Here is a 21534-nt window from a genome sequence, read left to right as displayed (position 1 = left end):
TTGGCGGCGGCGACCGAATGGCGCGGAAGGGTCGGTCGGTGTCATGACGGCCGTGGACACGCCCGAAAAGGCGCTCTTCGTCTCGACAACCCAATCGTTTCTGCAGAAGGAAGCGCCGCTGTCGCGCGTGCGGGAGCTGCACGCCGCGGGGGTTTCCTTCGACCCGGCCTGGTGGCGGCGCGCCGCGGAGCTCGGCTGGACCGGCCTGCTGGTTCCGGAGGAGTTGGGCGGCGGCAGCGTCTCGGAGAGTGGCGTCGCGGATCTGGCCTCGGTCGCCGAGCTGCTCGGCAAGACCGTCGCACCCGGCCCGCTGTACCCGGTCAGTGTCGTGCTTACCGCGCTCGCCGAAAGTGCCGATGCGCAGTCACACGCGGCGGTCATCGAGGAGTTGATCTCCGGCGAAACCGTGGCCTCCTGGGCGGTCTCGGAACCCGGACGTGGCTGGCGGCCACTGGATCCGTCGGTGACAGCCACCCAGGCCGATGCCGGCTATCGCAGGTACCGTCTTGATGGCACCAAGGACCGCGTCGAGGCCGGTGCCCAGAGCGGCCTGCTGCTCGTGGTGGCGCGCTGCGGTGACGAGGTTCGTCAGTTCCTGGTCCCGACGGACGCGCCCGGGGTTCGGGTCGAGCCCCAGCAGTCGGTCGACTTGGTCAAGCAATACGCGCGAGTGCATTTCGACGGCGTGGTCGTGGACTCGTCCGCGGCCATCGGCAGCGCCGCCGAGTCCGCCGCGCTGATCGACCGCCAGAGCCAGATCGCTGTGGTTCTGCAGTGCGCCGAGGTGGTCGGCATTGTGCAAACGGTGTTCGACTTCACCGTCCAGTGGGCGCTGGACCGGCACACATTCGGCCGGCCGCTGGCGTCCTACCAAGCGCTCAAACACGGCTTCGCCGACATGAAGCTGTGGCTGGAAGCGTGCCGCGCCACCACGGCGGCGGCGGTTGCCGACGTCGCCGACCGCGCCCCCGACGCGGGCCTGTCGGCCAGCGTCGCGAAATCCTATGTTTCCGAGATGGCGGGGCGGATCGTCCAGGGTTGTGTGCAGATGCATGGCGGCATCGGTGTCACCTGGGAACACGACCTGCACCTCTACCTGAGGCGAGTTACGTTGTACCGCGCCATGTTCGGCACCCCGGAAGAACACAACTTGCGGGTGTATGACTCAGAGAAAGCCGGCCGTACCGCGAAATGACGCACGACCAGACGCCGACGGAATCCGTCGCAGAATTCGCCGCCCGCGCCCGAGTGTGGTTGGCGGACAATATGCCGCCCATCGACCCCGATTCGCCGCCGGCTGCGCCCCGGGACGACGGGGACGCCTGGAAACGTGCCCGGGAACTGCAAAAGCGGCTCTACGAGGGCGGATTCGCCGGCATCTGCTTCCCGCGCGAATACGGCGGCCTGGGTCTGGATTACACCTACCAGAAGGCGTTCGACGACGAATCCCTTTGCTACGAGCTGCCTTTGATCCTCAATATCCCGACGTTCACCATCTGCTGTGCCACCCTGCTCGACACCGGTACCGAAGAGCAGAAGAAGCAACACATCGCCGCAGCACTGCGCGGCGACGAGGTGCTGGTGCAGCTGCTGAGCGAACCCAGCGGCGGATCGGATCTGGCCGGCGTCATCACCCGGGCCGAACGGCGCGGTGACCGATGGGTGATCAACGGCGCCAAGACCTGGAGCACCAGCGCGTTCGCCGCCGACTACGGCCTGTGCCTGGCCCGCACCAACTGGGATGTGCCCAAGCATGAAGGTTTGACCATGTTCCTGGTGCCGATCGATCACCCAGGCATCACGTTGCGCCACATCACCATGCTCAGCGGCTCCACGGAGTTCTGCGAGGAGTTCTTCGACGGTGTGGACGTCGGCGACGACGCCGTGGTAGGAGAGGTCAACGGCGGCTGGGCGGTGGCCTCACGTCAGCTGTACCACGAGCGGCGGGCAGTCGGTCAGGGTTCGGAGTTCGCCAGCGGCAGCGGCAGCGAGGGCGGCAACGCCAATCCTATTGACTACGTTGCGCTTTTGGCCAAGACCGGTCAGGCCGACAACGAACGTCTGCGGGAGATGGCCGGCCGGGCGTTGGTGCATCGGGCGGTGGCCGAGCAGCTGATCGAACACGTGTCGCGCAACGTCCGCGACGGTGTGCTGCCTCCGGCGGCCGGCACGCTGATTCGGCTGTTCCACGCCGAGACCGTGCAGGTGGACGTCGACACCGCGGTGGCGGTCGCGGGAGCGGCCGGTGTGGTCGGGGAGGCCGGCGACGGCCTGGAGGCCGGACTGCGGTACCTGGTGCGGCAGAGCGTCGCCATCGGCGGCGGCACAACGGAGATGGCGCGCAACGTGATCGGGGAGCGGGTGCTGGGCTTCCCGCGTGAATACGCTGCCGACCGAGGAGTGCCGTTCAATCAGGTGCGACACGGCAAGGACTAGTCCTCGGCGAAGACGTTCTCGCTGTCACCGCTGCTGACGGGAATCTGGACCATCGACAATATGTGCTGGGCGGGGCTGCCGGGCGGGGCGATCAGCACGCAGGCGCCGCCCTGTCGCAACGCCCGATCCCGGGCGGCCGCGAGCGCGCTGACGCCCGCGGACCCCAGATGGGTGACGGCGCTGAGATCAATCGTCAAAGGCGCTATGCCCGAACGGCTTTCGACAGCAATCAGGCGGTCGAGCGTGGACGCGGTGGTCGAGTCGACGTCACCGCTGACGACGATGTGGCCGGGCTCGCGAACGGTCGAGACGAATTCATTGTCCACGGCCCGGCGGTAGGTTGCCCGACTGACGATCGTGTCGGTGACGAAGTTGGCCGGTCGCGACAGCCGGTGTGTCACGCTGGCCGTCGTCCCGTTGTCGCTGCGGGTGATGAGGGCCTGGGAAACCAACGCCTCTGCCATCGCGAGCCCGCGCCCGCGACCCTGTTCGCCTTCACGGTGATCCTTCCACTGTCCGCGGTCGATCACCGCGGCGTGCATGTTGCCATCGCCGGACAGCGATGCCTCGACAACGACGCCGTCGGAAACCTCGGTGCCGTAACCATGTTCGACCGCGTTCTCGACGAACTCGGAGATCGCGTGCACGACGTCGGAGATGTCGTCGGCGTCGGCGCCGACCTCGGAAAGCCAGCCGCGAAGCCGGGAGCGCACGGTCCGTGCGGCGTGGATCGTCGCGTCCAGCGTCATGTGCAGCGGAGCCGGGGGAGTGCGGCGCTGCGCGGCAAGCAGCGTCACGTCGTCGCTGTAACCGGTTGACCGGAGCAGCAATTCGAGCGTCTCCGAACAGATGCGATCGATGGTTCGCGTCGGCGCGTCGATGACGAACCCGCCGACACCGGCGGAGATGTTGGCGGCCAGGTCGGCGAATTCCGCGGTGCTGGCGCCCAATGGGCGCCCGGGCCGCTCGATCAGGCCGTCGGAATAGAACAGGATCGAATCGCCGATGTCGAGCATTTCGGTGCGAACCGGAAACCCGACGCGGCTGCCGAGCGGACCGGCGCCCGATGGTTCCACGTAGCGTGCGGTCGAGGCCGCGCTTACCACCAGCGGCGGTGGATGCCCCGCGGTGCAGTAGTGGAGTTCACCGGTGGCGTAGTCGAGCGAGCCCACGCACAGCGTGGCCGACTTCGACCCGGGCACCTGCTCGTGGAACCGGTCGACGGCCTCGAGCGCTTCGGTGATGCCGTAACCCTGCGATATCTGCATGCGCAGCGCGGTGCGCAACTGCGACATGACTGCCGCGGCTTCGACGCCGTGGCCGACCACGTCGCCGACGACGAGCACCAGCCGGTCCCCGAGGGGTATCGCGTCAAACCAGTCGCCGCCGGCCGCGGTGTCTTCGGTGGCGACGAGGTACTGCGCGGTGATGTCGGCGCCGGGAACCACGGGGACCGACGAGGCCAGCAGCGCCTGCTGCATGACGATGGCGGAATCACGGACGTTGCGATAGCGCTCGGAGAGTTCCTCGATGCGGGCCTCGGTGGCCAAGCGCGCCTGCACCCGATCCGTGACGTCGTCGAAGATGATCTGCACGCCCTCGATCGCTCCGCCCTCGCGGCGGCGAGCGGTGACCAGGAAGTCGAAGTAGCGCTCCTCGAGTCCGGTTCCTTCGAAATCGGCCTGCAGCCGCCACTCGGCCCCGGATTGCGGCTCGCCGGTCTCATAGACCCGGTCGAGCATTTGGAAGATTTGCTGGCTCTCCAGCTCGGGATAGATCTCCCGCGCCAGCATTCCTACCGGGTTGAGTGCCGGATTCAGGGCGCGGTAAGCGGCGTTGGCCGCGACAAAGCGGTGTTCCGGCCCTTGCAGGCCGATCAGCATCGCGGGGACCTTCTCGAAGATGCGACGCACGTCGTCAGCCGCACCGACAATCTTGTCCCAGTCCTTTTCGGCCACCATATGGCCGTCCCTCCTGAGCCTCCCGGCGGGCCTTTCTATGGGCCGAGAAATCCAACAACGCGCGGTTCTATTCGACACGCGTAAGTAATCAGATTAGCAATGGCTCGAGGGTGCTTCATGCATCAGTTTGCTAACGTCCGGTCACCCTGATGACCCGGCCTCAGCCCACCGACGTACCCAGCGCGGTGTCGATGGTCGGATGCAGGGGCAATTCGCTGCCGAGATTGCACGCCTGGATGACCCGGGCAACGCCGGGATCGCAGCTGACCACGCGTAGTGCGATGCCGCGAGCCCGGCAACACTCGGATTCAGCGGCCAGGACCGCGAACGCGCAGCAACCCATGAAATCAAGGCCGTTGATGTCGACGATAAAGGGGCCCGGCGCGGTGGCGACCGCGGCCGCCTCCGCGACCAGCCCCCGCCAGGTGTGCTCGTTGGAGGCGTCGACCTCGCCGCCCGCGCGGATGATCACGACCGCGCCGCTGCGCTGGGTTGCCGCCCGTAGCGTGCTGTGCGGATCGCCCAGCTCGGAAACCAGCCGGGGGCTCAGCGTCACTCTGGTCACTGACGACTCGACCGGAGCCAGATTCATCGTGCGCTCCTAACCCGGAGGGAAGTTTCTTTTCTATAGCAAGGTCGAAGGCCGCGTCTATAGTCCGGCTTTCGACCAGGACATACAAAAGTGCCCACCTCCGAGCGACAACGTAGGCGGGATGTCGCTCGGAGGCGGGCGAGGCTTGGTAACGGATCAGGCCGAGACGGGCTTCTTGGCCGGCTTGGAGACCTTCATCAGCCCCATCAGGTTGCCGCCCATGATCTTGGCGACGTCCTCCTCCGAGAAGTCGGTGAGCTCGTCGACGAAGGAGATCGGGTCCCTCAGGCCCTCGGGGTGCGGCCAGTCGGAGCCGAACAACACCCGGTCGGTGCCGACCATATTGACGATCTCGGTGAACCGGTCCTCCCAGAACGGGGTGATGTAGACGCAACGCTTGAACGCCTCGATCGGGTCCTCGCTGAACGACTGCGGCATCTTCTTGTAGACGCCCTTGAGGCCCTTGAACAGGTCCGGCACCCAGTCGGCGCCGTTCTCGATGGACAGGATCCGCAGCTCCGGGTTGCGCGACAGGGCGCCGTGGCAGACCAGCGCACCCATCGCGTCCAGGATCGGCCGGTGGCCCATCGCGAAGCTGCGGAAGGGGGTCGGCTTGAACGGCAGGAACTCATCGCCGGGCTCCCAGACGTTGGCGAACTCCGAGTAGCCGCTGTCGGACGCGTGCATCGAGACCGGGATCTCGGCCTTGATGCAGGCCTGCCAGAACGGGTCGAACTCCGGGAGGCCGAACGACCGGCTGCCCTTGAACCCGGGCACCGGCGCCGGGCGGACCAGGACCGTGCGGGCGCCGCGCTCCAGGCACCATTCGAGTTCTTCGAGCGCTCGTTCGACGATCGGCAGGGTGATGACCGGCGTAGCGAAGATGCGGTCTTGGTAGTTGAACGTCCACTGCTCGTGCATCCACTGGTTGAGCGCGTGGATGACGTCGTGGGTCATCTCCGGGTCGTCCTTCATGCGCTCCTCGACCAGGCTGGCGAGCGTCGGGAACATCAGCGCGTAGTCGATGCCCAGCTCGTCCATGACCTCCAGCCGCGCGCCCGGTTCGCGGAACGCGGGGATGGCCTTCATCGGCTCGCCGAGGATCTCGCGGTAGCTCTTGCCCTGCGCGCCGTTGCGGAAGTAGTCCTCCTGGGCGCCCGGCTTCGCGACCTTCTCGAAAGTCGGGTTGGGGATGTACTCACTGATGTGGCCGCGCACCACGATCTTCGTACGACCGCGAACCTGCACGTAGTCGATCACGTTCTTGCGGTTGTCCGGGAGGAACTTGGTCAGCGCCTCCTGCGGCTCGTACATGTGGTTATCGGCGTCGAATACGGGGAATGGAAGCTCGCGAGACGGCATAGCGATCTCCTTGAAGGCTGGATTCTCTTTGGGTGGTAATGACGTTACCACTGCCGTGCAATAACCTGTATCGGCGTTAGGTGTCCGCCCGGAGACCCTTGGGTGTCGCGCCGTTGATGATGGCGAAATTCACCGTCGCCGTCGCGGCCACCTCGTCGTCCCCGTCGCCGTAGATGTCGATTTGCATGACCATCGCCCGCCGGCCGGCGCGCAGCATCCGGGGCACCGCGAACGCGGCACCCTGCCGGATCGGACGCAGGTAGCGGACGAACAGATCCGCGGTTGTCATGGTGGTCCCCGGCTCCAGAAAATCCAGCCCGTACTGGCCGCCCGCGACGTCGACGAGGGTGGCGATCAGGCCGCCCTGCAACGCCCCAGAAGTGTTGACCACGTTCGGACTTACCGGCATTGTCATCGCGAATTCGCCGTTGCGGGAGCCAGCGCGCAAGCCGATCTGGGCGAACAGCTCGGCCAGCGAGGGCGTGCCGGTTTCGTCGTCCACGTCGCGAATGCCCAGCGCGCGACTGAGGAAGTCGTACAGCTGGCCGGCGTCGATCGGGGTCCCGTTCAATTCGGTGCCCAGCCAATGCAACCGCTGCGCCCCGACCATCGTCTGCATGACGATGGCCGCCGACGCCGCGACATCGAGCCCCGGGTTGAACACCCCCTCGGTGATTCCCTGCCCGACGATGTCGCGAATCAGTTGATGCAATGGGGACAGCACGCGGGCATATTCGCGGGGGCGCGTCTCGGCCAAATGCTGGTTATAGAGACCCAGCGCCCGGTTCAGGCTGTCCTGCGTGGTGGATTCCGGTTGCTGGCTGATGCGGTCGAGCAGCAGCTTCAGCGCGGATGTGCTGTCCAGCCCGTTGATCTCGGCGCGCCAGCTCTGCACAGATTGCGAAATTGTCCTGTCGAAAAGCGCCAGCAGCAGTTCGTCCTTGCTGCTGAAGTGCTGGTAGAAGGCCCGCAGCGAGGTCTTGGAGCGGGCGACGATCTCCTGCACGGTGAAGTCGGTGCGCCCCGTCTCGCGCAGGATCTCCACGGCCGTCTTGATGAAGCGGTCGCCGCGCGTCACCTCGGGTTCATCGCTGGGGGCGGTCATGTGCGCTAGGTCCCCTTCCGTCGCGCATGCGTGCGCGTCGAGAATGAGGTTACCGCGCGGGCCCGCGGGTCGTGGAGTGTCGGCCGCCCGGTGCGCCCGGCCGCCCGGGATCGGGCAGAAACCTATTCGGGGGTTTCGGTCTCGACGTCGATGGTCTCGACCTCGGCTGCGCCGTCGGTTTCGGCCTCTGGGGACCGCTTCTTCAGTTTGCTGGCGAGCAGCGCGACACCGCCGGCCGCGAGCAGCAGCGGCCATTCGACGACGGCGATCAGGCCGACGGCCGCGGCGACGACGGCGGTCCGGGGGCGGATGTGGCCCTCCCGCATTCCGGTGCGGATGTCCCTCGTCGTAACAACGACGCCCTCGGCGACCGCGGTCCCGATCTGGCTAACTGTTGAAACCGTTTGGTCGGCAACCGAGTTCGCCGATTTAGTGGCTCGTTCGATGAGCGTCACTGTGCCCTCCCAAGATTCGAGTTGTCGTGTGCGTGGCCAATAATTTGTCGTCCGTTTGCTTTTCAGAAGCTCTAAGTGGCGCTCTTAGATCCTCTCAGTCCTTACGGTGTAGCACGCACGTACTACTTCGACGAGTCTGCTGCGTGAATCTGCAATGTCAAAGCTAACTATCGCGAGAGGGTGTAAAGCGCAATATGGTCATCGAGCCGATCGTCTCGGGGCTTCGAATGGTGGTCGCAGGCGGCGCAGCCGCGGCAGCTGAGTTGTTGGGCGGGGACCGTCCCCGCCGCCGCTGGTCCGGCAATGGCCGGGGGTGGATTGAGCTGCGTATGCCCGAGGCGACCCGCTCGTCCGAGTACGAGACCGTCCTGGAAAGGACGATCGGCAGCACCCTCGGTGTCGCACGCACCCAGGTGAACTGGCCGCTCTCGCGCCTGATCGTCGACATCGACGAAAATGGGCCTACCGTAGACGATTTGGCGCTGATGGTGGAGGCGATCGAGCGGGCCTTCACCGCCAAAGCCGATCGAAGCAGGCCGGCTGACGAGTTCGGTTCGCAGACCCCGGACCGGTTGCCGGTGATCGACATCCCCGGGGATGGCGCCGAAGTCGTCAACCGGATGAGCCTGCTGGGAGCCAAGGCCATCTCGCTCGGTGTGACCACGTTCTTGCAGGTGACGCGGATGCCGAGACTGCCGCGGGCCTTCGCGGCCGCGACAACTTTCGCCGAGGCGCAGCCCGACGTCCGCCGGGTGTTCGAGCGGGCCCTCGGGCGCGGGCGCGCCGACGCACTGCTCGCGTTGGGCACCGCCGTCACCCAGTCGCTCGGGCACACCCCGTCGGTGATCGCCGCCGACATGTGCCTTCGGAGCCTGCGCCTCATCGAGGCGCTGTCAGCCGTGGAAGCCTGGAACGAGCACGAACCCAACCTCGCGCTCAGCGCGCAGTGCGAACCGCACCCGGAAACGTCGCGGCCCCGCCCGGTGCCGGACACCGCGTCGGAGAACTACGCCCGCGCAGCTACCGCGGCCGGCCTTGCCGGCGCCATCGCCCTGACCGTCAGCGGCGGTGCGATGCTGGCGAGCGAGGCGGTCATCGTTGCCGCGCCGCGGGCACTGAACTACGCGCGCGAGTCTTTCGCCACCACGTTCTGCGCCGGCTTGAACCGCTACCACCACACCCTGGTGATGCGACCCGACGCGATCCGCCGCCTGGACGGAATCGACGTCCTGATCGTCGAGCCCGCGGTACTGATCGGCGAAACCCTGCGCGTCGCCGAGATCAGCGGCGTCGACGGCGAACTGCGCACCAAGGTATGGCAGTGCGCCCAAACGGATGTCAACGACGGCCTGCTCGGCCCGGGTGTCCACACCGGCTGCTCGCTGTCGCCCGCGCATCACCTGCCCGAGCTGGAGGACCTCGAGGTCGTGGTGGCGCGCAACGCCGACCCGTACGCCGAACCGCTGATGGCCGCGGCGCGTGCGGCCGATCTCAAGCTCATCTCGGTGGATCAGGCCGATGCCGGCCACCTGCGCGGGACATTCGACGAACTGCTGCCGTTCGACGACGCCGGCGTGGACCTCACCATCTTCGGAGCGGTCCGCCAATTGCAGGCCGACGGAAAGATCGTCGCCGTGATCGGGCGTGGCCTTCGGCTTGCTTTCGCGGCCGCGGACCTCGCGCTGGGGGTTTGGCCTGGCGGGCGGGCGGCGCCCGCGTGGACGGCCGACGTCCTGATCCCGAATCTGAAGGTCGCCTGCCGCATCATCGACGCCATCCCCGCGGCCAAATCGGCCGCACGTCGCGGCGTCGAGTTAGCCGCTGCCGGAACGCTTCTCGGCTCGCTGACGCTGCTGCCCGGAGTTCGGGCAGCAGGCGTGCGCCCCAGCATCGCGGCTGCCGCCATCGCGCTCATCCCGGGATACGTGATCGGGCGGGGTGTGGCGATGCAGCCGGATCCGGCCGCTGCCTCCGACACCGAATGGCATGCCCTGGATGCCGACCAGGCGCAGGAACAGATTCGGGCGCTGTGGCCCGAGCTCGCCGACTCCACCGGTCCCATTGCACCGGCAGCACAGCTGCCGAAGACCCGGATGCAGGCGCTGGCCGCCAAATTCGCGGACAGCGGCAAGGATGTCGTGGACGCGATGTGGCACGAGATGCAGGATCCGCTCACGCCGATCCTTGCCACCGGCGCCATGGCGAGCGCGCTCGTCGGTTCGCCGATGGACGGTGTGCTGGTCGGGATCGTGCTCGTCGGTAGCGCCGCGATTGCCGCGGCGCAGCGACTCAGCTCGGATCGTCAGCTGAACAGACTGCTCAGCGCCCAGACGCCGCCCGCGCGCGTCCTGACCGGCCCCGACCAGTTCGAGCTCATTGCCACCGAGCATCTGACGCCGGGAAGGATCATCGAGGTCCGGTCCGGCGAGTTGGTCCCCGCCGACGCCCGCGTGCTGAGCGCGGTTGCCGTGGAGGTGGACGAATCGTCGCTGACCGGTGAGTCGTTGCCGGTGACCAAGAACCCCGCGCCGACACCGGGCCGACCGCTGGCCGAACGCGCCTGCATGATCTACGAGGGCTCGACCGTGCTCAGTGGAGTGTGCCGCGCGGTGGTCATCGCCGTCGGCGACTCGACCGCCGCGGGCCGGGCGATGGCGTTGGCTCCGCGCCGCCGCGACGAGGTGGGGCTGCACGCGCAGTTGGCCGCGGTGACCGCGAAAGTTCTGCCGTGGACCCTCACCGGTGGTGTGGGCGTGATCGCCACCGCATTGCTGCGGGGATCGGGCATCAAAGAGGCCGTCACCAGCGGTGTGTACTGCGCGGTCGCCGCGGTGCCGGAAGGCCTTCCGTTGGTGGCGACGCTGGCTCAGCGCGAGGCGGCCAGGCGATTGACCGAGCGCAATGTTCTGGTCCGCGCGCCGCGGTCGGTCGAGACGCTCGGTCGTGTCGAGGTGGTCTGCTTCGACAAGACCGGAACGCTCAGCGAAAACCGGTTGGTGGTGACGAATATCTCCGCACAGCCAGGTTTCGACGAGGACGTGATTCTCGAGCGCGCGGCGCTGGCGACCCCGGTGGCGCTGACCGAGCACGCTCCGCTGCAGGCGACGGATGCCGCGGTGGTCAACCGGGCCGGAAGCCAGCCGAAGCGCGACCGCGAGTTGCCGTTCCGCGCCGGCCGGGCCTACGCGGCGGGTCTGGACGGCGACACCCTGGCGGTCAAGGGCGGTCCGGAAATCGTCCTCTCCGCGTGCGTCGAGGGTCAAGACGACGACCTTCGCGAGGAGCTACTGGCACACGTGCACGGGATGGCGACCCAAGGCCTTCGGGTGATCGCGGTCGCCGACAAGACACTCACCGACGATGAGCTCGAGATCGCGCAGGACAAGGGCTTGGAACCGTTGTGCCGCAACGGCCTTCGCCTGCTGGGCTTCCTCGGGATCACCGACACCCCCCGGCCCGACGCGCGGGAGCTCCTGCTCGGGCTGGCCAAACGGGACATCGGCGTGCGCGTGATCACCGGTGACCACCCGGCCACCGCCCGCGCCATCGCCCGCGAGATCGGGCTCGACGTGCCCGAGGACTGCATCATCACCGGAGCGCGCTGGGAGCGGTTGTCGATCGCCGAACGGGCCGAGGTCGTCAAGACCAACGTGATCTATGCGCGTATGTCGCCCGAGCAGAAGGTCCAGATCGTCCAGCAGATCAGCAATTCCGGCGTGGTGACCGCGATGGTGGGCGACGGCGCCAACGACGCCGCGGCCATCCGTGCCGCCGCGGTGGGCGTGGGCGTGTCCTCGCACGGCAGCGACCCGGCACGCGGCGCCGCGGACGTGGTGCTGACCGAGGGCCGCGTCGGCAGCCTTCTCGAGGCGATCGAGGAAGGGCACCGGCTGTGGCAGCAAGCGCAGGCCGCGGTTGGAATGTTGTTGGGCGGCAACGCCGGTGAAGTGGCTTTCAACATGTACGGGACGATGGTCCGCGGCATGGCGCCGCTGACGGCACGGCAGATCCTGCTGGTGAACATCCTGACCGACGTGTTCCCCACGACGGCCGTCGCGGTGAGCGCGGTGCGCAACATGCGGCCGCCGTCGGAGCGTGGGATCAACATGGACGATCTGATGGAGACCGTCGCTATCCGCGGGGCCGCCACCACGATTGGAGCAAGCACCTCGTGGAGTCTGGCCACCTTTACCCGCGCCGCCCCGCAGCGTGCGGCGACGGTCGGTCTGGTCGGCCTGGTCACCACGCAGCTCGGGCAGACGTTGCTGGATTCGCGCGATCCGCTCGTGGTCAGCACTGTCGTCGGCACATTCGTGGCGATGGGCGCCCTGATCACGACCCCTGGCCTCAGCCAGCTTGTCGGTTGCGTGCCGCTGGGTCCGCTGGGGTGGATCGAAGGTGTGGCCCCGGCCGTGGCGCTGACCGTGCTTACCGCTGCCAAGCCCGACCTGTTGATCCGGATGGCGGCGATGATCGGCAAACGCGTCTCAAAGTACGGCGGGGAGGCTGACAACGTCTTGAACAACATGGTGGGCTCGCTCACGACGTGGGCCCAGGAGCTGCCGGGTATGGACAGTGGCAATGGCGCCAAGGGTGAGCGCGCACCACAACTGGAACTCACACCAGCCGGTTAACCGACTACACAACAGAGAGAGACAGACATGACCACGCTGGACGAAGAACAAAACGGCTCGGCTGCAACGGATTCCGACTCGGACAAGCTCCATGACGAGCTGCACGACGAGTTGCACGAAGAGCTCCACGACGAGCTGCACGATGAGCTCCATGACGAGTTGCACGAAGAGCTTCATGAAGAGTTGCAGGAAGAGCTGCGTTTCGGACCGAGCTTCGCGCAGCGGTGGGCGGCCTACGCCGAGGCGCACCCGAATTCCAAGCGCGCCCGTACCCTGCGCACCCTGCGGGAGTTGGAGTCACGGGCGATCGATTTGCCGGTCATCGGGAAGTTCCACCGGCCCGACAAGCACGATGTCGTCTACGTCGCCGGACTGACCGCGCTGCTGGTGTTCGGGGCGGTCGAGCTGCCGATCGCACTCGTCGTGCTGGGCGGCCACGTACTGGTCAAGCAGCACTCCAGCCGTTCGCTGGCGGCGGTCGGTGAAGTCATGGAAGACGTCTTCGGCCACCACATCTAGAAGGGTGGTGGCTCGCCGTCCGGCGGACTTGCGGGACCGGCGCGTTGAGCCACGCGGACGTCGCGGTTTCGTCCCGTTTTACTAGAACTGATCGGCGGTATCCTGAAGGGGTTGAAACATTCCGTCGATTTTTGGGATGTCCCTGGGAGGTGCCCTACTCAGGCTGATGATGGCAGGGCTGCTGCACGAACTGTTCGGACCGTTCATTTTCTTGGTTGAGTTCGTTTTGGCGGAGTTGGTTCATCAGGTGTCTAGCGTCGCGGAGAAGGGAGTGGATATGGCCGGAAAAGCCTTATCGAAGATCAAGCGCTCCATCGTCGAGTCCTGGGCAGACGGGCGCCTCCTCTCGTATAGGGATACCTGCTGAGGAGCCTGCGAAATCAGGCGAAACGAGAGGGCAACAAGAGGGCCGGGTCTAACCATCCGGCCCTCTTGTTGCTTTACGGGCGGCGTTCGAGGCAATCCGTGAGATGCCAATCCGGCACCAGGCACTAGGCATAAGGCGCAACGTGGGGTGACACCCGCGTCTGCTTAGAAGGGCGGAGGTTCGCCGTCGGGTGGATGGCCCTGTGCGGCGAGTTGTGTTGCGGCCGAGCTGCTCCGCCGCGCTTCACGTGCTGTACGGTTTCGCCGTCGCTCGGTGGTGATGTAGTCGAGGCGATGCCTCGCACGGGTGCGCCTCCGCCGAGGCATCATGGAAGCCCGATCGGTGCAGTGATAGGGCTGCACGGGCGATTCGATCTCACCCGTGGATGCACACAAGTCCGGAAACAGGAATGCGCTTCCTGGAGTGGTCACGTGGGTACGCCCGGATGGCGATGTCCAGATCACCGTGCCGTCGGGAAGCTGTCGGTCACGCCATCCCCAGAACGTCTTGATCAAATGATGAAGGCGGCAAAGGCATTTCAGATTCGATGCGTGTGTGCGGCCCCCTTGAGAAAAGGGGACGGTGTGGTCGAGATCGGCTCGGGTGGCGGGGCGATCGCACCCCGGAAATCGACAGGTCAAGTCACGGCACCGCACGAAATCGGCCAGCGCCCTGGACGGGACGTATCCGCGTTCGGCCGGCGCGTCGCCGGGATGCACCAGCGGCCGCAGCCGCGCCGAGTCGGCCAGCTCAGCGATTAGCTCGGCGGGGATGAGCACATCGGTACCGATGATCACGCCCGGTTCGGGTGCGGTGCCGTTGACGGTGGACTGGCTGGCGACCACGTGGATGACCACCGGGCTCGGCACCGGTGTCGTGCCTGCGCGGCACGTCGACTGACCGCAACGGCACGTCAATCTGTCCGCGCCGGCGGCTAATGCGCCCAACGCATCGGCGCGGCGCTGCTCGACAGTCCGCGGATCTGCCTCACATACGCTGCCCGCCAACGCATCTAGTCGCGTGTCCACCACGTGGGCATCGGGGGTGAGCAACCTGCCGAAAACTTCGCTCAGTCCGTCCCCGCTGTCTCGAAGTGAAAATTCGCGACCGGCCTGCTGCTTCCGGGTACGTCGGATCGCGTCGCGATCCGCGCGGGCCACGACGCGATCGACCGCGGCGCCCAATCTGCCGCGGGTCATCGCCGGCCACTGTCGCACCTTCACAGCGAGTGTGGCGTCGACCCCGGCCATGACATCCGGGTCGGTAATCAAGTCCGTGCGGTACACAATCGTCTGAAACGTCGAGTAACTGACATCGCCGGCGATCAGCGCGGCGCCTATGCGCGGCAGCCGATTTCGCATGGCGCGCGCGTAGTTCAGATAGCTCGATGCGAGCGCCTGGCTGATATTCAGCGCCGCGGCGACCTCCGCCGAAATGGCCTCCCATGTGTCACCGACCCAGGACTCTCGCTCCCCGCACTCGCGCAGCCGCAGCACGTCGAGTTCCCCGATCGCCGCCAGCCGAGCACCGGCCGCCCGGTTCTCCGCACGCGACGCCGCGCACATCCGATCGATGACCGCTGCAGGAGGACCTCCGCAGAACTCGAACATGTGTTCGATTATACGAAGGGGGTGTGACAAGTTCTCTGTGCCGGGCCCGGTACCCGCCGCGGGCGGCGATCATCGGGGGCCACTTCGCCCCCTTCAGTTGGGAAGTCAGCCGAATATTGCGTCAGACCAGCGCACGCCGCTCGCTTCTGCCCAGAGACGCAGAGCGCGCATGTGCAGCCTGAGTGCCATTAGAAGCGCGTCCCGGATGAGCTCAGGATTCGCCGACGTCTTAACCCGCGTATAACCATCCGCCCCGGTCTCGCCAGGGCCGTGCAGTGAGCCCGCCCATGCTCGAGACACCGACGGGTGCGACATGCCGCTTATGAACACCCAGATGCTCGCGTAGTACCGACTGATCCAGTGGCACTCGACCGGCGCGTGTTCACCGTCAGACAGGTGACTCTCATAGGCGGATTCGCTGATAATCGACTCGTAGCCGCCCGGCACTCCTTGCTCAAATTCGGTCTTGTCAATGCCCAAAGCCGCTGCCGCATTGCAGAGCTGCTTCCACCGGATACGCCGCTCACGTTCGGCTTTCCGCAGGATTTTGTTCATGTCCGACCGCCGCTCTCGCGTGTAGTCGTCATGCAGTACCGTCGCGCTCTTGACGTACCTGCGGTCGTAGTCCATCTCAGCCTTCTCAAGCTGCAACAACCTCTGAAAGCGATCACGGCGCTCACTGGTGCCCAGCACCCAAGCGGTCTGGCCGCTGGATTCGATCACTCCACGCAATAGCGGATAAGTGGAAAACCTCGGAATTTCTAAGGCATTTGGCCGCGGACGCATGATTCGGTACAGCCCTTTGAAGAAGTCGGCCGACCCGGCGAGGTAGTTGTGGCACAACATGGGCAAATTGAGCAAACCGGGCACGGCATCTCCGTCCTTAGCCATCCGGCTGCCTTCCCTGATCCGAACTGGAGCTGAACCGATGACCGTCGGGACGGTGCGGAGCAACTGGATCAACGAATCGTGCGGATCACCGAGCGTGGAAGTGGTCAGCTGATCCGCAGCTTTAACGGGGTCGAGGTCCTCGGGCCACGGCGACCACTCGCCTTCGAAGATGATCGAATCGTCGCTCATCGCTATGTCTCGCTCTCGCCATCGCAGAGCAGGCGGTATCGCGCTGTCGCATGCTCGACAACGTCGATCGTGTAGAACGCGGCGTCGAGGAGCTGTTCCGGGTTCCCGCGCTGATGGACCGTGATGGCCCCGGTCTCAGGATGCGGCTCGGTCCCTGGGACCTGGACCTGATTGGCGAGCGTTGCCCAGGGCAGGCCGTGGGCGTAACCGCTGAGAAAGCGCCAAGCGCCCAACACGTGAGTGCCCGCCTCCTTGACCACGGCTGTGTCCGTTGGAAGATCCTTCCGGTACTCCCGAACTGTTCGGGGCTCGTCGTCGATGAGGATGTGGTTGGCCTGCTTGACGATCCACGTCCGACGTTTGTTCAGCTCGTCTAACACCGCAGGGGCTGCGTTCACGAGGTCCTCGGGCGCCTCGGGATTCCGACTCTCTGTCCGCACGAAGCCTGCCCACATGTCGTAATCCTTGAACGAGAATTGCAGGGCGCGGAGACGGCGTTGAGTCGGCTCCAGCGACAGCAACCACAATGCGTACGACGACGCTGTGATGGCCGTGCGGATCAGCGTTGATTCAGCGAAAGAGTGCAGCTCGCCGAGTGCGTGGAACGTCTCGGCGACGAGCTTCAAATGGTCGAGGGCACTTCCGAGTGGCTGTTTGGTGCATAGGGAGAATGGCCGGTAGATCGGGGCCAGGAACGCGTCCTCGTCCCCGACGGGCGAGTCGCGCTGGACGCCGATTGCTTCTAGGTTCCGCGAGTCGTTAGCGATGCGGGTTGCGAGGTTCTCGAAGCCCTGCTCGACCGTTAACTCACGCTGCACTATCACGATTGCTCCTCGTCCTGCTGTCGATGACCGACCCGGCGTTTGACCCATCGCCGTGTCATCGCCCACCTGTCGCGGATTCGGAAGATGGGCCCCTTCGGTAGTCCGTAGATCTTGAACCCACGTCTCACCAGAGCCTCTGTGGTCTTGGCGAACTCGTCTTGAATCTGCCGACCGTCGTGCTTCACGATGACCAGCTCGGCGATCAATGCGTTGGAGTCCTGGCCATGGGGGTCGTTGAGAAGCTCTTGGAATCGGTGGATTTGATTCTCGGCCTCGACCGACCGCCTGATGACCTCAAAGTCGTTGCAGGCCATGTGCGTCGCTTTCAATGCGCGGTCCGTGGCGTAGTTGGCTGTCGCCATGGGCTCTGATACGGACACGGCCCAGTGAAGTAGGACCTGTCCGCTCCCGCCAGTTTCCAGGTACACAGCAACGTGAGCGAGAAAGGCCAATGGCGTTTAACCATGCGTTGGACTGAAAGTTGATGTCGAGGATGGCGTTTTGCCTGAGCTGAAGGGTTCGTTCTCGGCTCTGGGAGTTGGCGACCCAAAGGGTGATACTCACGGCCAAAAACGCGGCGATGGTGGCCCATGGCCAGTGCTTAATGGGCGTGATCAGATGCTGCAGTAGTTCCACCATGGTGGTCATTCAACCGGCCGGCTGGGGGATTCCGCGCGTATTTGCCGCTTTACCGATAGCCTCCCGACGTGCGGAATGACAAAACCGACTTGTCATGCGACTTTCGCCGAAATGGCTGGTAACGGCCAGAAGGTAGGGATCGTCACCGGCTCAGTTGGCTCCGGCGCCGTGACGCGCGTGAGACCGGATCTGCCACCATCTCGACCGAGGTCCGGTCTGGATCCGACGAACTTCGATCTGAAAATCCGCTTGCGGTGAATGCGTGCCCAGCGCAAAGTAGCCATCGATTTTGGAAAAGCTCCGAGAGGGTCGGGCTAGGAGCACAAGTTCGATTTCGCCGAGCTCTCCCGAAATTGCGCGGACGTCGAGACCTCAGCCGCCGCGGGCCTTGATCATCGCCGAGCGATTGACCTTGGTCGCCGCGGTCCGGGGGATAGCGTCGACGAATTCGACCGTCTTGGGCGCCTTGTAGGGTGCCAGCCGGTTCTTGGCGTACTCGATCACGTGTTGTTCGGTGACCTCCACGCCGTCGGCGGCCTGCACGACCGCGTGCACGCGTCGGCCCCACCGCTCGTCGGCGAGTCCGATGACCACGACATCGGCGATGCCGGGGTGCCCCGCGAGCGCCGATTCGACTTCGGCGGGAAAGACATTCGCACCGCCGCTGACGATCATGTCGACGCGGCGGTCGACGATGTAGAGGAAGCCGTCCTCGTCGAGGTGGCCGATGTCGCCGGCGGACCGGAACCCGTCGTCGGTCGACGGCAGCGGCGGCGCCCCGCCGAGGTAGCGGTAGCCCGCGCTCATCACCGAGCGCAGGTAGACCTCACCGTGTTCGCCGGGGCCCAGCGGGTTCTTGTCGGCATCCAGAATCCGGATCTCGGTGTCGCGGAAGCCGCGACCCACACTGCCGGGATGCGCCAGCCATTCGTCGCCGCGCAATGCGGTGAGACCGAGATTCTCGGTCATGCCGTAGGCCGTCACGATCTGCTCGGGGCTGAGCAGTTCGAACCAGGTGTGCAGCAACGACGGCGGCATCACCGCGGCGCCCTGCAGGATGAACACGACGCTGGACAGGTCGCGTTGCGCGATGTCGGGCAGGGCCGCGATGCGTGCCAGCATCGTCGGCGTGGCCGTGAAGTTGGTGATCCGGTAGCGCTCGATCGCGTCGACAAACACTGCCGCATCGAACTTTTCGAGGATCACCAGATGGTCGCCGCTGAGCAGCATCAGGAACGTCGCGAAGCCGTTGGTGTGATACATCGGTGCGGGCACCAGGATCGTCTGCGGCTTGTCCACCGGCGTCCAGTTGGACAGAAACGGTTCGCCTTGCTGCGGTATCCACAGCGACGGAGCCAGGCTGAGGATCACCTTGGGTACGCCCGTCGACCCGCTGCTACAGATTCCGTTGGCATGCGGGGAAACGGCCTCGGGCAGCGGGCCGGCCGGTTCCGCGGCGGCCCTGGCCTCCAGCTCCCACCGGCTTGTCTCGTCGACGACGACGGCGGGATCGATCACCGCGCGCACCCGGTCCCGTTCCCATTCGGGCAGATCCCAGTGCATGGGAATCGGGACCGCGCCGATTTTCCAACACCCCAGCGTGGCCAGCACCAGGTGCTGTGAATTTGGAATCGCAAGCGCGACAAGCGAACCCGTCTCAGCCCCGCTGGCGGCCAGTGCCCGTCCCCACTGGTTGGCGCGGGCATCGAGCTCGCGAAAGGTCAGCGTCTGGGCGGTGCCGTCCAGCGCGACAATCGTCACTGCCGGCTTGTCGCCCAGCTCCTCGGCGAGCTCGGCCAGTTTGGTTCCGAACGGGACCCCGTCTTCGAACGGGTTCGGCGTCGCCGAGGCTTCGGCGGGCTGGGTGCTCACGCTGATACCGGCTCCGTGAACAGGGTTTCCAGAGAGCCGTCGCGGACGTCGGAGATCAGGCGCAGCCCGAGTGCCTCGGCGCCCAGCGGAAGACGGATCAGCGGCTGGGTGTGCCGGTCGAGCACGCTGACATCGGACTCGTCGCAGAACCCCAGGGCGCCGAGCAGCTGATGGGAGGTGCGCAGCACTTGCCGCGCGGTGTCGGTGGCCTTGAACCGCAACACCAGCGCGTCGGCCGAATGCACCTGCACCGGCAGTGATTCGGGGCGGCAAATGGTGTATTTCGCCAGCTCGTGCAGTCCGCGTACCGCGACGGAGGCATCCGCGACGGCGAACCGGACGGCCTGGAAATCCGCCAGCGGCTTGCCGAACTGGATGCGTGCTTGCACATGGTCAGTGACGATCTGCAGCGAGCGCTGCATCGCACCCAGAATCCGCCATGATCCCAGCACGAGATGAAGATTAACGTCGGCGGCCGGAACTGTCCCGTCGGGTGCGCTGATTGAGGCCGGCACCAGGAACGGCCCCAATTTGGCGTTGGTCCGCGACGCGATCCGCAGCCGGTAGCGATTGCCGTCCAGGTCCGCGGCGATCCAGTCGCCGGGCAGGTCGCCGTGGTCGATGCGCGGCGCCTCGGGATTGACCAGTGCCAGCCGGGCACCGTCGATCGCCAGCAGCTCCTCGACGAGGGGATAGGGCAGCGCGTGCGCACCGGCGGTTTGACAGAGCACCGCCGCGGCCAGCACTTCGTCGGGACCGGACCGAACGTCGAGTTCGAACGCGCCGAGCTCGCTCAGCGCCATGCGCGCCGCGTCCCGGACGCTCTCGTCTCGCTCGGCCCGCAGGGCGGCCGCTGGCCCGCCCAGCCGATCGAAACGTTTGGCTGCGACCGCCGCGAAGTCGCTAATATCTTGTGGCAGTGTGGTTTTCACCGGTGTTCTCCCAGGGCGTCTCGTGCCACCAGCATCCGTTGCACCTCGATGGTGCCCGATGCGACGGTGGCCGCTTGTGCATAGCGCCAATGGTCTTCAATCGCCCCGTGCAGTGCCGACGAGGCCCCGCTGTCCAGCGCGACCGGTCCCAGCACGTCGAACAGCAACTCGGCGACCTGTTGATCGCAGGTCGTGGTCGCGATGCGGGCGGCGCTGGCCGCCGCCCCCGCCGACGGATCGTCCTGCAGCGACACCGCGCGGTAGGCCAGCAGCCTGGCCACTCGCAAGTCGACAAGTGCCCGGACCCACCGGGCCCGAAGCGTTTCGGGCAACCGGTCCCAGTCCTCGCCGAGCTCGCTTTGCATGCGGTGCAGCAGCGACTCGCAGCGTGCGTAGCGTGCGATTCCGACCCGCTCGAACGCGAGCGCCTCGCGCATCACCCGCCAGCCGTCACCGACCTCACCGAGCACATCGCTGGGGTACGCGGGTACGCCGTCGAGGAACATCTCGTTGAGGTGATGCGGGCCGAGCATCGATGGGATCGGCCGTACCGTGAAGCCGGGCCGATCCATCGGGATCAGAAAGAGAGTGAGCCGCTTGTGCTTTGGCGCGTCGGGGTCGGTGCACGTCGCCAGTACGCACCACGACGCCATCTGGGCGTACGACGTCCACACCTTCTGGCCGGTGATGCGCCACCCCTCGCCGTCGGGCACGGCCCGGGTACGCAACGAGACGAGGTCGGATCCGGCCTCCGGCTCGGAAAAGCCTTGGCACCAAATCACATCGCCGGAGGCGATGGCCGCCAGGTGTTTGGCTTTCTGCTCTTGGGTGCCGTAGCGCATCAGTGCCGGACCGACCCAGTTGATGCCCATGTATTGCGGACCGCGCGGCTCGTGCTGAGCCCACATCTCTTCGCGTAACACGGTCTGCTGCCAGACCGAACCACCGCCGCCGCCATGCTCTTTCGGCCAGGCCAGCGCCAGCAGCCCCTCGACGGCGAGCAGCTTGCAGAACGTCTCGGTGGTGGCGAGGTCCTCGGGATCTTCCGTGCAGGCCCCGAGGAAGTCGGGTGGCACGTGATGAGCGATCAACTCCCGCAGCCGGTGTCGCAGTTCGACGGCGTCGTCGCCGAGGTCGTAATCCATC

General features: G+C 66.0%; 16 protein-coding genes. 4 read left to right on the top strand and 12 right to left on the bottom strand.

What is annotated here, in order from left to right; genetic code table 11:
* Nucleotides 1–43 precede the first annotated feature (43 nt).
* Nucleotides 44–1195, top strand: a complete 1152-nt coding sequence (locus tag AC5Y5O_RS15625; RefSeq protein ID WP_096289460.1) for an acyl-CoA dehydrogenase family protein — start codon at nucleotides 44–46, stop codon at nucleotides 1193–1195.
* Nucleotides 1192–2436 (top strand): acyl-CoA dehydrogenase family protein, encoded by a 1245-nt coding sequence (locus AC5Y5O_RS15620; RefSeq protein ID WP_096289459.1) that lies wholly within the window; start codon nucleotides 1192–1194, stop codon nucleotides 2434–2436. The genes AC5Y5O_RS15625 and AC5Y5O_RS15620 overlap by 4 nt, the downstream gene beginning before the upstream one ends.
* On the opposite strand, the gene AC5Y5O_RS15615 is transcribed toward AC5Y5O_RS15620, so the two are convergent.
* The 5 genes from AC5Y5O_RS15615 to AC5Y5O_RS15595 form a co-directional block, all read right to left on the bottom strand.
* Nucleotides 2433–4397 carry a SpoIIE family protein phosphatase gene (locus tag AC5Y5O_RS15615; RefSeq protein ID WP_096289458.1) on the bottom strand — a complete coding sequence of 655 codons (1965 nt, stop codon included), beginning with the start codon at nucleotides 4395–4397 and terminating at the stop codon, nucleotides 2433–2435. The genes AC5Y5O_RS15620 and AC5Y5O_RS15615 overlap by 4 nt on opposite strands.
* Before the next feature lie 160 nt (nucleotides 4398–4557).
* On the bottom strand, nucleotides 4558–4989 hold the full coding sequence (locus AC5Y5O_RS15610) for an anti-sigma factor antagonist (RefSeq protein ID WP_500025686.1): 432 nt from the start codon (nucleotides 4987–4989) through the stop codon (nucleotides 4558–4560).
* 156 nt (nucleotides 4990–5145) lie between these two features.
* Entirely contained in the window at nucleotides 5146–6351 is a 1206-nt protein-coding gene (locus AC5Y5O_RS15605) for an amidohydrolase family protein (RefSeq protein ID WP_500025685.1), read from the bottom strand.
* A 76-nt stretch (nucleotides 6352–6427) separates the two neighbouring features.
* The gene (locus tag AC5Y5O_RS15600; RefSeq protein ID WP_500025684.1) at nucleotides 6428–7456 is read right to left on the bottom strand and encodes a hotdog fold thioesterase; all 1029 of its coding nucleotides are present in this window, start codon (nucleotides 7454–7456) and stop codon (nucleotides 6428–6430) included.
* A gap of 122 nt (nucleotides 7457–7578) precedes the next feature.
* Entirely contained in the window at nucleotides 7579–7911 is a 333-nt protein-coding gene (locus AC5Y5O_RS15595; RefSeq protein WP_500025683.1) for a hypothetical protein, read from the bottom strand.
* Nucleotides 7912–8105: 194 nt separating this feature from the next.
* On the opposite strand from AC5Y5O_RS15595, the gene AC5Y5O_RS15590 reads away from it, so the two are divergent.
* Nucleotides 8106–12545, top strand: coding sequence for a cation-translocating P-type ATPase (locus tag AC5Y5O_RS15590; protein WP_500025682.1), 4440 nt, complete (start codon nucleotides 8106–8108; stop codon nucleotides 12543–12545).
* Between the two features lie 27 nt (nucleotides 12546–12572).
* A complete protein-coding gene (locus AC5Y5O_RS15585) occupies nucleotides 12573–13064 on the top strand; it encodes a hypothetical protein (RefSeq protein WP_096289452.1) in 492 nt (163 codons plus the stop codon).
* 531 nt (nucleotides 13065–13595) lie between these two features.
* On the opposite strand, the gene AC5Y5O_RS15580 is transcribed toward AC5Y5O_RS15585, so the two are convergent.
* The 7 genes from AC5Y5O_RS15580 to AC5Y5O_RS15550 form a co-directional block, all read right to left on the bottom strand.
* The gene (locus AC5Y5O_RS15580; RefSeq protein WP_500025681.1) at nucleotides 13596–15041 is read right to left on the bottom strand and encodes an HNH endonuclease signature motif containing protein; all 1446 of its coding nucleotides are present in this window, start codon (nucleotides 15039–15041) and stop codon (nucleotides 13596–13598) included.
* Between the two features lie 105 nt (nucleotides 15042–15146).
* The gene (locus tag AC5Y5O_RS15575) at nucleotides 15147–16121 is read right to left on the bottom strand and encodes a hypothetical protein (protein ID WP_500025680.1); all 975 of its coding nucleotides are present in this window, start codon (nucleotides 16119–16121) and stop codon (nucleotides 15147–15149) included.
* A gap of 2 nt (nucleotides 16122–16123) precedes the next feature.
* The gene (locus tag AC5Y5O_RS15570) at nucleotides 16124–16945 is read right to left on the bottom strand and encodes a hypothetical protein (protein WP_500025679.1); all 822 of its coding nucleotides are present in this window, start codon (nucleotides 16943–16945) and stop codon (nucleotides 16124–16126) included.
* Entirely contained in the window at nucleotides 16942–17307 is a 366-nt protein-coding gene (locus tag AC5Y5O_RS15565; RefSeq protein WP_500025678.1) for a hypothetical protein, read from the bottom strand. The genes AC5Y5O_RS15570 and AC5Y5O_RS15565 overlap by 4 nt, the downstream gene beginning before the upstream one ends.
* A gap of 649 nt (nucleotides 17308–17956) precedes the next feature.
* Nucleotides 17957–19456 carry a class I adenylate-forming enzyme family protein gene (locus tag AC5Y5O_RS15560; RefSeq protein WP_096289450.1) on the bottom strand — a complete coding sequence of 500 codons (1500 nt, stop codon included), beginning with the start codon at nucleotides 19454–19456 and terminating at the stop codon, nucleotides 17957–17959.
* Nucleotides 19453–20388, bottom strand: coding sequence for an acyl-CoA dehydrogenase family protein (locus AC5Y5O_RS15555; RefSeq protein ID WP_500025677.1), 936 nt, complete (start codon nucleotides 20386–20388; stop codon nucleotides 19453–19455). Before AC5Y5O_RS15555 ends, AC5Y5O_RS15560 begins: the two co-directional genes overlap by 4 nt.
* A complete protein-coding gene (locus AC5Y5O_RS15550) occupies nucleotides 20385–21533 on the bottom strand; it encodes an acyl-CoA dehydrogenase family protein (protein ID WP_096289448.1) in 1149 nt (382 codons plus the stop codon). The genes AC5Y5O_RS15555 and AC5Y5O_RS15550 overlap by 4 nt, the downstream gene beginning before the upstream one ends.
* Between the last annotated feature and the right edge of the window lies 1 nt (nucleotide 21534).

Source organism: Mycobacterium sp. NGS40, from assembly GCF_059812735.1.
The sequence above is the reverse complement of the archived record's forward strand: the minus strand, read 5'-3'. Positions and strand labels throughout refer to the sequence as shown.